Below are 16,115 nucleotides of genomic sequence, written 5' to 3'. Positions count from 1 at the left end.
CATGCCTTTGTCGACTGCCTCCTCGCGCCGCCTTCGCGGCCTGTCCCTGTTGACCCTGCTGGCCACCGGCCTGGCCACGTCGGCCGGCGCGTTTGCCGCCGATCTGCTGGATCTGTCGTATCGGCCGCTGGCGGGCAAGCAGCAGGTCAATCTGCAGCAGCGCTACCACGGCCAGGTGCTGCTGGTGGTCAATACCGCCAGCAAGTGCGGCTATACCCCGCAGTACGAAGGCCTGGAAGCGCTGCAGAAGCAGTACGCCGGCAAGGGGTTTGCCGTGCTCGGCTTCCCGTCCAACGATTTCAAGGGGCAGGAGCCCGGTGACGAAAAGCAGATCCAGGATTTCTGCACGCTTACTTATGGCGTGAAGTTCCCGATGTTCGAAAAGGTGCACGTGACCGGCGCGCAGGCCACGCCGCTTTACCAGCGCTTGACCGCCGCTACCGGCGTGGCGCCCGCCTGGAACTTCCACAAGTATCTGGTCGGCCGCGATGGCCGGGTCATTGCCCAGTTCGCCAGCAAGGTCACGCCGGATGATCCGCAGCTGATAGCGGCCATCGACAAGGCACTTGCGGCTCCGGCTGCACATTGAATGACGGCACGGATGCCTCGACATCGACGGCATGCGTGCGACAATACGTGTTTTCGCGCCGACGTCGGCGTCCAGTCACTTCCAGGAATGCAGCGAATGAAAATGGGAATGCGCGGCGCCGCGGCGTCGGTTCTGATTCTGGCGATGGGCACCTCCGGTGTCGCCCTGTCGCAACAACCGGCCGCTCCCTCGGCCGCCAAGGAGACCGCACCCTTGAATTCCCCCAAGCAGAAGCTCGGCTACGCCATTGGTCTGGATGTGGCCAAGTCGTTCGCGCCGATCGCCGATGAAATCGATGCGGCCGCGCTGCGCACTGCCGTGGAACGTTCCTTCGAAGGCCTGCAGCCGCAGATCACCCAGGAACAGGCCAAGGCCACCGATGCCGCCCTGCGCCAGGTCGTGATGGCCCGCAGCGGCCAGCAGGTGCCGGGCGTCGCGCCGGGCTCGCAGCCGGCGAAGGTCGACCGGGTCAAGGTCGCGCAGATGATCGGCGCCTATTCGGTGGGTCCGTCGCTGGCACAGCTGAAGGACGATATCGATACCGCCTCGCTGTTTGACGCGATCAACACTGGCCTGAGCAAGGGCCAGCCGAAGATGACCGAAGCTGACGCCACTGCCACCATCCAGGCGTTCATGGGCACCAAGCAGGCCGAGATGCAGGCCAAGGCCGCACAGGCTGCGCAGACCAACCGTCAGGAAGGCAATGCATTCCTGGCCAAGAACAAGACCCAGCCGGGCGTGGTGACCACCCCGTCGGGCCTGCAGTACCAGGTGATCCGCCCGGGCAGCGGCGAGCGTCCGTTGCCGTCCAGCAAGGTGCGCGTGAACTACGAAGGCAAGCTGCTCAACGGCACCGTGTTCGACAGTTCCGCGGGCCGTGGTCCGGCCGAATTCGGTCTGGACCAGGTCATCAAGGGCTGGACCGAGGGCGTGGCGCTGATGCCGGTCGGTTCGAAGTACCGCTTCTGGATCCCGGGTGAACTGGCGTACGGCGAGAACGGCACCCCGGGTGGTCCGATCGGTCCGAATGCCACCCTGACCTTCGACGTCGAGTTGCTGGGCGTTCTGCCGTAAGCCACCACGGAGTCAGCACGGATATGCGCGTTGCGATTTTTGGTACCGGTTATGTAGGCCTGGTGACCGGCACCTGCCTGGCCGACGTCGGCCACCAGGTGGTCTGTGTCGATATCGACCAGGCCAAGGTGGATGGCCTCAACCGGGGCATCATCCCGATCTACGAGCCCGGCCTGGAGCCGATGGTGAAGGCCAACCACGCCGCGTCGCGGCTGGTGTTCACCACCGACGCGGCGACCGCCATCGGCCACGGCCAGGTGGTGTTCATCGCCGTGGGCACGCCGCCGGACGAGGATGGCAGCGCGGACCTGCAGTACGTGCTGGCCGTGGCCCGCACCATCGGCCGGTACATCTCGGTGCCGACGGTGGTGGTCAACAAGTCGACGGTGCCGGTAGGCACCGCCGACAAGGTGCGTGCGGCCATCGCCGAGGAACTGGCCGCACGTGGCGCGGATATCGCCTTCGATGTGGTGTCCAACCCTGAATTCCTGAAGGAAGGCGACGCCGTTGCCGACTGCATGCGGCCCGACCGCATCATCATCGGTGCCACCAATGCCGAGTCGGTCGCCGTGATGCGGCGCCTGTACGCACCGTTCAATCGCAACCACGATCGCGTGGTGGAGATGGACGTGCGTTCGGCCGAGCTGACCAAGTACGCCGCCAATGCAATGCTGGCCACCAAGATTTCGTTCATGAACGAGATCGCCAACATTGCCGAGCGCGTCGGCGCCGACGTCGAGCAGGTCCGCCAGGGCATCGGTTCGGACCCGCGCATCGGCTGGCACTTCATCTATCCGGGTGCCGGTTACGGCGGTTCGTGTTTCCCCAAGGATGTGCAGGCACTGGCCCGCACCGCGCAGCAGGCCGGCCTTGAGCCGAAGCTGCTGAACGCGGTGGAGGCAGTCAATGAGTCGCAGAAGGGGCACCTGTTCGCCCTGATCCAGCGCCACTACGACAAGGGTGAGGACGAAGGCGTGCGCGGCAGGACGTTTGCGGTGTGGGGCTTGGCGTTCAAGCCGAACACCGATGACATGCGCGAGGCCTCCAGCCGCCGCCTGCTGGCCCAGTTGTGGGAAGGCGGAGCGACCGTGCGCGCGTACGATCCGGAGGCGATGCATGAATCGCAGCGGATCTTCGGCGAGCGCGACGATCTGGTGTTCTGTGACAGCGCCGAGGACGCGCTGCAGGGTGCCGATGCGCTGGTCGTGGTGACCGAGTGGAAGCAGTTCCGCAGCCCCGATTTCCAGATGCTGCGCGAGCGGCTGAAGGATGCGGTGGTGTTCGATGGCCGCAATCTGTACGAGCCGGCCGAAGTCGAGGCCGCTGGCCTTGCGTATTACGGCATAGGCCGGGGACGTTCGCTGCATGTCTGAAGTGCCGACCGAACGCGAGCAGGCGCTGGAAGCGCGCCTGGTCGAACTGGAGATGCGCGTGTCCTTCCAGGAACACGCGCTGGCCGAACTGAGCGATGCGCTGGCAGACGCGCGTATGGAAGGCAGCCGCAATGCCGGCATCCTGCGCGTGCTGCTGGAGGACCTGGGCAAGGTCCGCAATGCATTGAATTCTTCTGATCCGGCGAGCGAACCGCCGCCGCCGCACTACTGATCCATATCCTATGAGCGATACCCTCCGCGACCAGCTGATGGGCTTGGGCTTCAAGCCCGCGCCCAAGCCCGAGCGCAAGAATGATGGCCCCCGCCGTGATGGCCGCCCGCAGGGCAAGGGTGGCGCTGGCAATGGAAAGCCGCAGCACGCAGGCAGGGGCGAACACAAGCCCGGCGAGCGGCGGGCGCATGGCAATGGTGGTCCGGGCAAGCCCGGCCAGCCGCGTGGCCAGGGCCAGGGGCAGGGCCCGCGCAAGCCGCGTACCGCCGAGGAAATGGATCTGGCCAAGGCCTACGCGATCCGTGCCCAGCGCGAGAAGGAAGAGCGTATCGAGACCGAGCGCCTGAAGCAGGAAGAAGCACGCCAGCGCCGCGACGCCAAGGTGAAGCTGGAAGAACTGCTGAAGGACAAGAGCCTGAATGCCGAAGCGGCTGATATCGCGCGCCACTTCCCCTATGGCGGCAAGATCAAGCGCATCTACGTCACCGCCGAGCAGCTCAAGGCACTCAACGCCGGTGAACTGGGCGTGGTCCAGCTCAACGGTCGCTACCTGCTGGTGACGGCCGAGGTTCTGGCCCAGTCTGAAGCGGTGTTTGCCGCCTCGGTGGCGTTGAAGGTCGACCCGAATGCGCCGGCCGAGGACGATCCCTACGCCGACCCGCAGTACCAGGTGCCCGACGACCTGGTCTGGTAAGTCGACGCGACCATTGTTGAACGCACTGGGCGCCGAAGGGCGCCCGTTGCATGTCAGGAGCAGGGCCATGCAGGAACGCAGTCCCGGGTATTTCCCGCATATCGATGGCCTGCGTGCGGTCGCGGTGCTGGCGGTCATCCTCTACCACCTCAAGGCGAGCTGGCTGCCGGGCGGCTTTACCGGCGTGGACGTGTTCTTCGTCATCTCCGGCTTCGTGGTCAGCGCCTCGGTGGATCGGCTGCCGGCGATCGGAGGCTGGGCAGGGTTGGCGCGCTTCTATGCGCGCCGCATGCGTCGCATCGCTCCGGCGCTGGTGGTGTGCCTGCTGGTGACGGCGATGTTCAGTGCGTTGCTGATTCCCGAATCCTGGCTCAGCGAGACCAGCGACAAGACTGGCCGCATGGCTTTCTTCGGGTTGAGCAACTGGGTGCTGGCCAGCACCGGAAACGACTATTTCTCACCTCGCACCGAGTTCAATCCATACACGCATACCTGGTCGCTGGGTGTCGAAGAGCAGTTCTACCTGCTGTTCCCGCTGTTGTTCCTGGCTTGGGCCAAAGGCCGGCGCGGCGCCTGGCTGTCGGTGGGTCTGTTTGCAATGGCGACCGTAGCATCGCTGGGATACGCGGTGTTCCGCGCGGGGCAGGGTGGTCATGAGATCGATGCGTTCTACCTGACCACCACGCGGTTCTGGCAGCTTGGCGCAGGTGTGCTGCTGTTCCAGCTGTTGTCGTTGAGCGGCCGGTTCACGCCGCCGCCGTTGCCGTCGCGCGGTATCAGTTGGCGCTCGCCTCTACTGCTGCTGAGCGTGGTGGCACTGGGCTATGGGCTCTGGGCTGCGCGGCCGGGTCATTCGCCTTGGATCGACGGGCTGTGGCCGGTGCTGGGCACGCTGGGCCTGCTTGGTCTGCTGCAGCGCTCGCCCGGGGGCTGGATCGGGCGCGCGCTGGCGACCACACCGATGGTGACGATCGGTCGGCTGTCCTATTCGCTGTACCTGTGGCACTGGCCGGTCTTCGTCCTGTTCCGCTGGACGGTGGGGCTGGAGACGGTGACCACCGGAGGTGCCGCGCTACTGTCTGTAGCACTGTTGTCCTGGCTGTCCTGGCGCTGGGTGGAACAGCCCTTGCGGCACGGCGCGCGCTGGCGCGTCAGCAACGCGCGCTGGGTGGTGGTCGGGTTGGGCGTGCTGGTGCTCGGCGCCGGCCTGCAGTCGGCGCTGGTGAAGACCCAGCAGTACACCTCGCTCAGCGTGGTCAGCCGTGCCCCGCTGGACTGGTACCCGTATGCCAAGGGGCTGAAGAAGGAAATCCCGGACTGCCGCGTGCGGGTCAGCAACGTGCAGGTGCTGGGCGGACAGGCTCGCCTTTATGAGCGCGGTGAGTGTCCCGGACGCACTGCATCCAGCCGACAGTTGTTCGTGGCCGGCGATTCGCATGCGCTTGCCTATCACGAGATGTTGCAGCGCCTTGCCGTGCTCGATGGCGCGCCGATCCGCCTGTACAGCAGTGGCGGCTGCGCGCTGGTCGGGTTGCGTGCGTGGCAGGGTCCCAATCCGGCCTGCGAGGCCTATACGCGCAACGTTCTGGAAGATATCCAAGCACGCGCGCAGCCGGGTGATGTGGTGTTGCTGGCAGGGCTGCGCCTGCCACGCCTGTCCGAGCAGTACGCGCTGTTCGACGTTGCCCAGGTGCGTGCCGCGCATCTGAGCGAGACGGCCAGTGCGGGCCGCAAGGCCGAGATCGCGCATTGGATCGAGCAGCTCACGCCACTGGCCGACCGTGGCGTGCGCATCGTGCTGGAAGCACCCAAGCCGGTGCTACCGGCACCGCCGTACCGCTGTTCGGATGTGTTCAACCGGCACAATCCGATCTGTGTCAACGGCATGACGGTTGCGCGCAGCGAGATCGAGACGTTGCGCGAACCGGTGCTGGCCGCTCTGCAGCAGGTCGTCGCAGGTCTGTCCGGCGCATCTCTGTGGGATCCGATGCCGTTGCTGTGCCCGGGTGAGCGCTGCCTTCCGACCCGCGACGGCAAGCCGCTGTTTTTTGATGGTGACCATCTCAGCGGATACAGCAACCGGCTGCTGTTGCCTGATTTTCAGGGTCAGCTGCAGCGACTGCAGGCGCCGTCGCCTGCCCCGGCCGTCGCCCCCTGATCGGGAGCGCGTGATCAGTTGCCAGCCTGGCGTCCGGATTGGCGCCGCTTTCTGTGCCGCCTAACGGTGCGTCGGGGACGCAGGCACCAGATCCTTGCCGGGCGTGGCGATCATTCCGGATCGTAGTCGAGGTTGGACGCCAGCCAGCGTTCGGCCTGGGCGCGGTCCACGCCCTTGCGGCGTGCGTAGTCAGCCACCTGCTCGCGCCCCAGCCGCCCGACCACGAAATACTGGCTCTGCGGGTGGCTGAAGTAATAACCCGACACTGCCGCGGTCGGCAGCATCGCGAAGCTCTCGGTCAGCTGCATGCCGGCGTTGGTTTCCGCGCCCAGCAGGTCGAACAACCGGCGTTTTTCGCTGTGCTCGGGACAGGCAGGGTAACCGGGCGCAGGGCGGATGCCGCGGTACTTTTCGTCGATCAGCGCTTCGTTGTCGAGTGTTTCGGCGTGGTTGTAACCCCAGAAGCAGGTGCGTACGCGCTGGTGCAGGCGTTCGGCCAGGGCTTCAGCAAAGCGGTCGGCGAGCGCCTTCAGCAGGATTGCGTTGTAGTCGTCGTGGTCGGCTTCGAAACGGGCCACGTGCGCGTCGATACCGATGCCTGCGGTCACCGCGAAGGCGCCGATCCAATCCTGCTTGCCGCTGTCGGCCGGGGCGATGAAATCGGCAAGGCAGAAATCCGGGCGTTCGGCAGGCTTGTCCACCTGCTGGCGCAGGAAGTGCAGGGTGGTCTGGCCATCGGGATGCTGCACACGTACGTCGTCGCCGATGCTGTTGGCGGGCCACAGGCCGAACACGGCCTTGGCGTGCAGCCACTTCTCGTTGACGATGCGGTCGAGCATCGCGCGCGCGTCCTGGTACAGCTCGCTGGCCTGGGTGCCGACGATCTCGTCGGTGAGGATCGCCGGGTACTTGCCAGCTAGTTCCCACGCCTGGAAGAACGGCGTCCAATCGATGTAGGGCACCAGCTCGGCCAGCGGGTAGTCATCGAATACATGCAGGCCCGGCTGCTTTGGTGTGGGGGGCGTGTACGCCTCCCAGTCGCCCTGGAATTTCTGGCCGCGTGCATGTTCCAGCGAGACCAGCCGCTTGGCGTCGCCGCGGTTGCGATGGCGGGTACGGATCTCGGCGTAGTCGGCCTCGTTTGCAGCGACGAACGCATCGCGCAGCTCGCGCGAGATCAGCGACTGTGCCACGCCCACGGCGCGCGAAGCATCCTTCACCCAGACCGTCGGCGCCTTGTAATGTGGGTCGATCTTCAACGCGGTGTGCGCACGCGAGGTGGTCGCGCCGCCGATCATCAGTGGCAGATCGAAGCCTTGTCGCTGCATCTCACGGGCGACATGGCTCATTTCCTCCAGCGACGGCGTGATCAGGCCGGACAGGCCGATGATGTCGGCGTGGTGCTCGCGTGCGGCATCCAGGATCTTCTGCGCCGGTACCATCACGCCGAGATCGATCACCTCGAAGTTGTTGCAGGCCAGGACCACGCCGACGATGTTCTTGCCGATGTCGTGCACATCGCCCTTGACCGTGGCCATGATGATCCTGCCATTGCTGCGGGCGGTGTCGCCGCTGCGTGCCTTCTCGGCCTCGATGTAGGGCAGCAGGTAGGCCACCGCCTTCTTCATCACGCGTGCGGACTTCACCACCTGCGGCAGGAACATCTTGCCGGCACCGAACAGATCGCCGACCACGTTCATGCCATCCATCAGCGGGCCTTCGATCACGTCCAGCGGGCGGCTGGAACGCTGCCGGGCTTCTTCGGTATCGGCTTCCACCCACGCGTCCAGGCCATGCACCAGCGCATGCGCCAAGCGTGCGTCCACCGGCTTCTCGCGCCAGGCCAGGTCTTCGGTCTTCGCCGCACCCTTGCTGCCCTTGTAGCGCTCGGCGATTTCAAGCAGGCGCTCGGTGGCATCACGGCGGCGGTTGAGGATCACGTCTTCCACCCGCTCGCGCAGGTCCGGTTCCAGTTCGTCGTAGATCGGCATCGCGCCGGCGTTGACGATGCCCATGTCCATGCCCGCAGCGATCGCGTGGTACAGGAACACCGAGTGGATCGCCTGGCGCACGGTCTCGTTGCCACGGAACGAGAACGAAACGTTGGACACGCCGCCGGACACATGGCAGTGCGGCAGCGTCTGCTTGATGATGCGGGTGGCTTCGATGAAGTCGACCGCGTAGTTGTCATGCTCTTCAATGCCGGTGGCGACGGCGAAGATGTTCGGGTCGAAGATGATGTCCTGCGGCGGGAAGCCGATTTCATCGACCAGCAGGCGATAGGCGCGGGTGCAGATTTCGACCTTGCGCGCGCAGGTGTCGGCCTGCCCGGTCTCATCGAAGGCCATCACCACCGCGGCGGCGCCATAGCGCAGTACCTTGCGCGCATGCTCGCGGAACAGGTCCTCGCCTTCCTTCAGCGAGATCGAATTGACCACGCTCTTGCCCTGCAGGCATTTCAGGCCAGCCTCGATCACGCTCCATTTGGAGGAATCGACCATCACCGGAATCCGGGCGATGTCCGGCTCGGACATGATCAGGTTGAGGTAGCGGGTCATCGCCGCTTCCGAATCGATCAGGCCCTCGTCCATGTTGACGTCGAGGATCTGTGCGCCGCTGGCCACCTGCTGCCGGGCCACGTCCACCGCTTCTTCGTAACGGCCCTCCTTGATCAGCTTGCGGAACTGCGCACTGCCGGTGACGTTGGTGCGTTCACCGACGTTGACGAACAGCAGGTCCGGCGTGATGACCAGCGGTTCCAGGCCGGACAGGCGGGTAGGGCGGACAGGTGTCATGGCGGGCGGCGGCTCAGCGGCAACAGGGCGGAAGGTGGATGGCGGTGGCAGTGCTGCTCATGCGGCCTGGACCTGGGCGGCCGGCAGGGCGCGCGGCGGCAGCCCGGCCATCGCCAGCGCGATCGCGCGGATGTGGTCCGGGGTGGAGCCGCAGCAGCCGCCGACCAGGTTCAGCAGGCCATCTTCGGCAAAGCCGCGCAGGGTGGCCGCCATTTCCTCGGGTGTTTCGTCGTACTCACCGAATGCATTGGGCAGGCCGGCATTGGGATGGGCACTGACGTAGCAGTCCGACACCTGCGACAGGGTTTCCACATGCGGGCGCATGGCATCGGCGCCGAGCGCGCAGTTCAGGCCGATCGACAACGGCCGTGCATGCGCGAGTGATGCCTGGAAAGCCTCGGCGGTCTGCCCGGACAGGGTGCGCCCGGAGGCATCGGTGATGGTGCCGGAAATCATGATTGGCAGCCGCGCGCCACGTGCATCGAAGGCTTCCTCGATGGCATACAGCGCGGCCTTGGCATTGAGCGTATCGAAGATGGTCTCGACCATGATCGTGTCGGCGCCACCATCGATCAGGCCATCGATGGCTTCGCGGTAGGTGCTGCGCAGTTCGTCGAAACTGGTGTTGCGGAAACCGGGATCGTTGACGTCGGGGCTGATCGAGGCGGTGCGGCTGGTCGGGCCGAGCACGCCGATGACGAAGCGCGGCTTGTCCGGCGTGGTTGCCGCCACCGCATCACAACAGGCACGGGCAACGGCAGCGCCCGCCTTGTTCAGCTCGTACACCAGGTGTTCGAGGTGGTAGTCGGCCTGGCTGACCGAGGTGGCGTTGAAGGTGTTGGTTTCCACCAGGTCCGCGCCCGCTTGCAGGTAGGCGGTGTGGATGCCGGCGATGACCTCTGGCCGGGTCAGCAGCAACAGATCGTTGTTGCCCTTCAGGTCGTGGCCTTCCGGTGTGACGCCGTGGTCGCAGCCGGGGCCATGGGCGTGGTCGTAACCGCCGGCGAAGCGCTCGCCCCGGTAGTCGTCTTCCTGCAGGCCGTGGCGCTGGATCATCGTGCCCATCGCGCCGTCGATGATCAGGATGCGATCACGCAGGGCAGCGAGCAGCGATTCCACACGTTCCGGGTGCAGCCAGGGCAGGGCGGGCATGTCGACCTCAGGGCTTGTTGGCGATCAGCGAAATCACTTCGAAATGCGGCGGGCGCTTTTCGCGGGTGACCGTTTCCAGGTTGGAGACCTGCAGGCCGGCCTTGTCGACGAACTTCTTCAGTTCCTTGTCGCTGAAGCCGAGGTTGACGTGGCCATAGGCATCGACCGCGGCCTTGTGCTCGTGGCGGGCCAGGCTGCACAGCAGCAGGCGACCTCCCGGGCGCAGCACGCGCGCGGCTTCGGTGACCGCCTGCGCCGGCTTGCTGGCGTAGGTCAGTGCGTGCATCAGCACGACCAGGTCGAAGCTGCGGTCCTTGAAGGGCAGGGCATGCATGTCACCCTCGCGCACTTCCACATTGGGCAGGCGGCGCAGGCGTTCGCTGGCGGCAGCCACCACACGTGCGCTGGTGTCGATGCACACGTAGCGTCGGGCGTGCGGGGCAACCAGTTCGGCCAGCACCCCGTCGCCGGAGGCGATATCCAGCACGTCGCCGGTTTCCAGCAACGGCAGCGCGGTGCGCGCCAGCGCTTCCCAGGTGCGACCCGGGGAATAGTGGCGTTCCATGTCACCGGCCACGCTGTCGGCCCAGTTCTGGTCGGACGCGCGGTGGGCGAGCACCGCAGCAACCCGCTCAGCGTCCTGGCGCAGCAACGGATCGTCGCTTCCGTTGCTCAGGGCGTGCCACAATGCACGCTGCGCCGGGTCCAGCTGGGCCTCGTCGAAGCGGTAATAGGCCGACACGCCCGCCCGGCGGTCGCGCACCAGGCCGGCTTCCTTCAGGCGCGCCAGATGAGTGGACACCCGCGGCTGCGCCAGCCGGGTGATGGCCGAGAGCTCGGCCACGGTCAGCTCCTCCTGCTCCAGCAGCGCCAGCAGGCGCACACGGGTAGCGTCGGCGAACACCTTCAGGCGGGTCGACCAGTCTTCCAGATCCATAAATATCTACCTATCGCGATATAGAGATATATTCGCTGACCACGCCCCTTCCGGTCAAGCCGCAGCTCCCCGCAAGTCAGCCGCCGATGCCCGGCCCCGGTACAATCGGGGCACCTGGGCGCGCGTTGCGCGCCCATAACATCATGTACCCGGGAGGGTGTTGTGGATTTCAGCTTTACCGAAGAGCAGTTGATGCTGCAGGACGTGGCGCGTCGCATCGCGCAGGAGAAGATCGCCCCGAGTGCGGAGCACCATGACCGTACGGGCGAGTTCCCGCTGGACAACATCCGCCTGCTGGGCGAGAACGGACTGATGGGCATCGAAGTGCCGACCGAATACGGTGGCGCGGGCATGGATCCGATCGCGTACGTGCTGGCGATGGTCGAGGTCGCCGCCGGTGATGCTGCGCATTCGACCATCATGTCGGTCAACAATTCGCTGTTCTGCAACGGCATCCTGACCCATGGCAGCGAAGCGCAGAAGCAGAAGTACGTGCGTGCCATCGCCGAAGGCGAGGCCATCGGTGCATTCGCGCTGACCGAGCCGCAGTCGGGCTCGGATGCCACCGCGATGCGTTGCCGTGCGGTCAAACAGACCGATGGCAGCTATGTCATCAACGGCAAGAAGAGCTGGATCACCTCCGGCCCGGTGGCCAAGTACATCGTCCTGTTCGCGATGAGCGAGCCGGACAAGGGCGCGCGCGGCATTACCGCCTTCATGATCGACACCGACAAGGCCGGTTTCGGCCGCGGCAAGACCGAACCGAAGCTGGGCATCCGTGCCTCGGCCACCTGCGAGATCGAGTTCAACGACTACGTGGCGCAGCCGGAAGACGTGCTGGGCTTGGAAGGCGAGGGCTTCAAGATCGCCATGGGCGTGCTCGACGCCGGTCGCATTGGCATTGCCTCGCAGGCGATCGGCATTGCGCGTGCCGCCTATGAAGCGACCCTGGAGTACGTGAAGGACCGCAAGGCCTTCGGTGCGGCCATCGGTACCTTCCAGATGACCCAGGCGAAGATCGCCGACATGAAGTGCAAGCTGGACGCGGCGCTGCTGCTGACCCTGCGTGCGGCCTGGGTGAAGGGCGAGGGCAAGCGCTTCAGCAACGAGGCGGCCATCGCCAAGCTGACTGCTTCGGAAGCGGCGATGTGGATCACCCACCAGGCCGTGCAGATCCATGGCGGCATGGGCTATTCCAAGGAAATGCCGCTGGAGCGCTACTTCCGTGATGCCAAGATTACCGAGATCTACGAAGGCACCTCGGAGATCCAGCGCCTGGTGATCGCCCGCAACGAGACCGGGCTGCGTTGATCACCAACGGCCGCGCCGCTGCAATGGCGGCGCGGCAGTAGATCCACGCCATGCGTGGATGGTGTTCTGCCCGGATCGCGTACCTGCCTCTGGCCTCCCAGAATTCCTGCTGCTCTAATGCGTATCGTTTTTCTGGAGATACCGCATGATCTACCGCGGCTGGGGCTTCATGACGCTGGTGACGCCGATCGCAGGCATCCTGTTGCTGGCGTATTTCTTCCCGCACGACGGCCCCAGGGGCAACATTCCGCTGCAGCAGGTGCTGCTGGGTGGTGGCATCGGTGCGGTAGTGAACATGCTGCTGGGCCTGTGGCTGAACCGTGTGCCCCGGCAGAAGGGTGAGGCCGCGCGCCATCATTTCTTCTTCGTGCCGATGCAGTGGGTCGGATTGGTGATCGTTGCAGTGTGCGTGGTGACCGCCTTGCTGCGCTGACACGTCGCCTTGGCAAGCGCCAACCAAGGTTGGCGACTACCGGGCATGCCGCTGCCCAGGTTGGCGAATACCGGGCATGCCGCTGCTTTGGTAGATGCCAACCTTGGTTGGCATGGATTCAAAAGCAGCAAAGAAAAAAGCCCCGGATCGCTCCGGGGCTTTTTTCATTTCAGCAACTCACCGACAGATCAACGATCCGGGCGGTGGGCGCTTTCCGCATCACGCTGGCGGCCGAGGAATTCCTTCGACGGTTCATCCAGCTTGTCGCCCAGCATGCGCCGCACGACCACGAAGAACACCGGGATCATCAGCAGGCCGAGCAGGGTGGCGAACAGCATGCCGCCGATCACGCCGGTGCCGATGGCGTGACGCGAGTTGGCGCCGGCACCGGTGGAGATCGCCATCGGGATCACGCCCATGATGAACGCGAAGGACGTCATCAGGATCGGGCGGAATCGCAGGCGCGCCGCTTCGATGGTGGCATCGCGCAGGGTCTTGCCCGCCGCACGCTGCTCCACCGCGAACTCCACGATCAGGATCGCGTTCTTCGCGGCCAGGCCGATCACGGTGATCAGGCCGATCTTGAAGAACAGATCGTTCGGCAGGCCGCGCATCATCGACAGGGCGAGTGCACCCAGCACGCCGAGCGGTACCACCAGCAGCACCGCCACCGGGATCGACCAGCTTTCATACAGCGCGGCCAGGCACAGGAACACCACCACGATGGACAGCACCAGCAGCAGCGTCGCCGCGTTGCCGGCCAGGATTTCCTGGTAGGACAGGCCTGACCAGTCGTAGCCGAAGCCCGCCGGCAGGTCGTCGTTGACGATGCCTTCCATGGTCTGCATCGCTTCACCCGAGCTGGTGCCCGGTGCCTGCGAACCGACGATGTTGATCGCCGAGTAGCCGTTGTAGCGGCTCAGCGAGGGCGGTGCCGAGACCCATTCGGACTTGACCACCGTGCTCAACGGGATCATCGCGTTGGTGCCATCGGCATTGGTGGTCAGGCTGGACGGGCTGTAGAAGCTCTTCAGCGATTCCTGGCCGGTGCGGTAAGGACCATCGGCCTGCATGGTCACGCGCTTGATGCGGCCTTCGTAGAAGAAGTCGTTGACGTACACCGGGGCCAGCATCAGCTGGATGGTGCTGTACACGTCCGACACCGACATGCCCATCGACTGCGCCTGCACGCGGTCCACGTGCAACTGCAGCTGCGGGGCGTTTTCCAGGCCGTTCGGGCGCACACCCACCAGATGGTCCGGCTTCTGCGCGGCCTGGCCGAGCAGGATGTTGCGGGCCTGGGTCAGCTGCTCGTAACCGGCACCACTACGGTCCTGCAGCCACATATCGAAGCCACCGAACTGGCCAAGGCCCTGCACGGTCGGCAGGTTGACCACGAAGATCTGCGCTTCCTTGATGCCGTAGAACGCGCCGTTCATGTTCTGGATGAATTCCGGAGCAGTGAACTTGCGCTCTTCCCACGGCTTCAGGCGGATGAAGCCCATGCCCACGTTCTCGCCGGAGCCGACGAAGCTGAAGCCGGCCACCTGCAGCATGCCTTCATAGCCATCCTGCTTTTCCAGGATGCCGCGCATCTGTGCGAACGCTTCGTTGGTCTGGCTCTTGGTCGAGCCCGGCGGCAACTGCACGATCGCTAGTGCATAGCCCTGGTCTTCTTCAGGCAGGAAGCTGCCCGGCATGCGGGTGAACAGGAAGCCGCACAGCGCGGTCAGCACCACGAACAGGATCATCCAGCGCGGGGCATGGCGCACCGCGGAGGTGATGTGGCCCACGTAGGTGTGGCTGATCTTGTCGTAGTACTTGTTGAAGGTGCGGTAGACGATGTTCGGGTTGTCGTTGTGCGTCGGCTTGAGGAACGTCGCGCACAGCGCCGGGGTGAAGCCCAGTGCCAGGAACGCCGAGAACGCCATCGAGATGGCGATGGTCAGGGCGAACTGCTTGTAGATCTCACCGGCCGCACCGCCCTGCAGGGCCGAGGGGATGAACACCGCCGCCAGCACCACGGTGATCGCCACCACCGCGCCGGTGATCTGGGTCATCGCCTTCTGCGTGGCCGGCTTCGGCGCCAGGCCTTCCTCGGTCATGATGCGTTCGACGTTCTCGATCACCACGATCGCGTCATCGACCACGATGCCGATCGCCAGCACCATCGCGAACAGGGTCAGCTGGTTGATCGTGAAGCCGATCATCCACATGCCCAGGAACGTACCCAGCAGGGCCACCGGGATGACCAGGGTCGGGATCAGGGTGGCGCGGAAGTTCTGCAGGAAGATCAGCATCACCAGGAACACCAGCAACACTGCTTCGAACAGGGTCTTGACCACTTCTTGGATCGAGATCTTGACGAAGGTGGTGCTGTCGTACGGCGAGAACCAGGTGACGCCAGCCGGGAAGCTGGGCTGCAGCTCGTCCATCTTGCCGCGCACGGCCTCGGCCACGTTCAGGGCGTTGGCGCCCGGCAGCAGCTGGATCGCGAAGGCGCCGGTCGGCTTGCCGTTGTACTGGGTATCGAAGCCGTAGTTGTTGGCGCCGAAGGCAACGCGGGCGATGTCCTTCAACAGCACGCGCGAGCCATCAGCATTGGCCCGCAGGATGATGTTCTCGAACTCCTGCGGCGAGCTGAAGCGGCCTTCGGCCGATACCGTGGCAGTGAAGTGCTGGCCTTCCGGCGACGGGTCGGAGCCCAGCGCACCGGCAGCGAACTGCACGTTCTGCGCGCGTACCGCCGCCAGCACCTGGCTGGCCGACAGGCCATAGCCCTGCATCTTTTCCGGGTTGAGCCAGATGTTCATGGCGTACTCGGAACCGAACTGCTGGGTGCTGCCGACGCCGGGGATGCGCGATACCTGGTCGAGCACGCGCGAACCGACGATGTCGTTCAGTGCGTCACGGTTGATGGTCGGCGTATCGGACTGCAGCGCCACCACCATCAGGAAGCCGGCGTTGGCCTTGGCCACCACCACACCCTGCTGGGTGACTTCCGAAGGCAGTCGCGGCGTGGCCAGCGAGACCTTGTTCTGCACCTGCACCTGGGCGATGTCCGGATCGGTACCGGTCTCGAAGGTCAGGGTGATCGAGGCGCGGCCGTTGGACGCGGACGAGGAGCTGAAGTACAGCAGGTGATCGATACCGGTCAGCTGCTGCTCGATCACCTGGGTGACCGACTTCTCCGTGGTGTCCGCGCTCGCGCCCGGGTAGGTGGCCGAGACGGTCACCTGCGGCGGGGCGATGTTGGGGTAGGACTCTACGCCGAGGTTGAGGATCGCGATCACGCCGCTGAGCGAGATCAGGATCGCCACCACCCAGGCGAAGACTGGATGTTCAATGAAAAATTTAGGCATGACGG

12 protein-coding genes are annotated in these 16,115 nt (G+C 65.1%); 8 read left to right on the top strand and 4 right to left on the bottom strand.

Annotation, left to right across the window (positions count from 1 at the left end; translation table 11 throughout):
• Position 1 precedes the first annotated feature (1 nt).
• The 6 genes from AC13GI_RS05475 (at position 2) to AC13GI_RS05450 (ending at position 6,120) form a co-directional block, all read left to right on the top strand.
• Complete coding sequence (locus tag AC13GI_RS05475) at positions 2-589, top strand: glutathione peroxidase (protein WP_482995742.1); 588 nt, start codon at positions 2-4, stop codon at positions 587-589.
• Between the two features lie 96 nt (positions 590-685).
• A complete protein-coding gene (locus tag AC13GI_RS05470; RefSeq protein ID WP_099820787.1) occupies positions 686-1,663 on the top strand; it encodes an FKBP-type peptidyl-prolyl cis-trans isomerase N-terminal domain-containing protein in 978 nt (325 codons plus the stop codon).
• A 23-nt stretch (positions 1,664-1,686) separates the two neighbouring features.
• Positions 1,687-3,036, top strand: a complete 1,350-nt coding sequence (locus AC13GI_RS05465; protein ID WP_482995741.1) for a UDP-glucose dehydrogenase family protein — start codon at positions 1,687-1,689, stop codon at positions 3,034-3,036.
• On the top strand, positions 3,029-3,268 hold the full coding sequence (locus tag AC13GI_RS05460; protein ID WP_025876828.1) for a SlyX family protein: 240 nt from the start codon (positions 3,029-3,031) through the stop codon (positions 3,266-3,268). Before AC13GI_RS05465 ends, AC13GI_RS05460 begins: the two co-directional genes overlap by 8 nt.
• 10 nt (positions 3,269-3,278) lie before the next feature.
• The gene (locus tag AC13GI_RS05455) at positions 3,279-3,962 is read left to right on the top strand and encodes a DUF2058 domain-containing protein (protein WP_482995740.1); all 684 of its coding nucleotides are present in this window, start codon (positions 3,279-3,281) and stop codon (positions 3,960-3,962) included.
• Between the two features lie 67 nt (positions 3,963-4,029).
• Positions 4,030-6,120: an acyltransferase family protein gene (locus tag AC13GI_RS05450; protein WP_482995739.1), complete on the top strand. Its 2,091-nt coding sequence runs from the start codon at positions 4,030-4,032 to the stop codon at positions 6,118-6,120.
• 110 nt (positions 6,121-6,230) lie between these two features.
• Here AC13GI_RS05450 and metH read toward each other — a convergent pair whose 3' ends face one another.
• Genes metH through AC13GI_RS05435 form a run of 3 tightly spaced genes read right to left on the bottom strand, consistent with a single transcriptional unit; the run spans position 6,231 to position 11,004 of the window.
• Positions 6,231-8,915 (bottom strand): methionine synthase, encoded by a 2,685-nt coding sequence (gene metH, locus AC13GI_RS05445; protein WP_482995738.1) that lies wholly within the window; start codon positions 8,913-8,915, stop codon positions 6,231-6,233.
• A 57-nt stretch (positions 8,916-8,972) separates the two neighbouring features.
• Complete coding sequence (locus tag AC13GI_RS05440) at positions 8,973-10,067, bottom strand: homocysteine S-methyltransferase family protein (RefSeq protein WP_482995737.1); 1,095 nt, start codon at positions 10,065-10,067, stop codon at positions 8,973-8,975.
• 7 nt (positions 10,068-10,074) lie between these two features.
• Positions 10,075-11,004: an ArsR/SmtB family transcription factor gene (locus AC13GI_RS05435; protein WP_089236121.1), complete on the bottom strand. Its 930-nt coding sequence runs from the start codon at positions 11,002-11,004 to the stop codon at positions 10,075-10,077.
• Positions 11,005-11,166: 162 nt separating this feature from the next.
• Between AC13GI_RS05435 and AC13GI_RS05430 the strand changes: the two genes are divergently transcribed.
• Positions 11,167-12,315, top strand: coding sequence for an acyl-CoA dehydrogenase family protein (locus AC13GI_RS05430; protein ID WP_482995736.1), 1,149 nt, complete (start codon positions 11,167-11,169; stop codon positions 12,313-12,315).
• A gap of 145 nt (positions 12,316-12,460) precedes the next feature.
• Positions 12,461-12,748, top strand: a complete 288-nt coding sequence (locus tag AC13GI_RS05425) for a hypothetical protein (RefSeq protein ID WP_482995735.1) — start codon at positions 12,461-12,463, stop codon at positions 12,746-12,748.
• 188 nt (positions 12,749-12,936) lie between these two features.
• On the opposite strand, the gene AC13GI_RS05420 is transcribed toward AC13GI_RS05425, so the two are convergent.
• Entirely contained in the window at positions 12,937-16,110 is a 3,174-nt protein-coding gene (locus tag AC13GI_RS05420; protein WP_025876842.1) for a multidrug efflux RND transporter permease subunit, read from the bottom strand.
• Positions 16,111-16,115 lie beyond the last annotated feature (5 nt).

It is taken from the genome of Stenotrophomonas sp. 82F1, assembly GCF_056861525.1.
The sequence above is the reverse complement of the archived record's forward strand: the minus strand, read 5'-3'. Positions and strand labels throughout refer to the sequence as shown.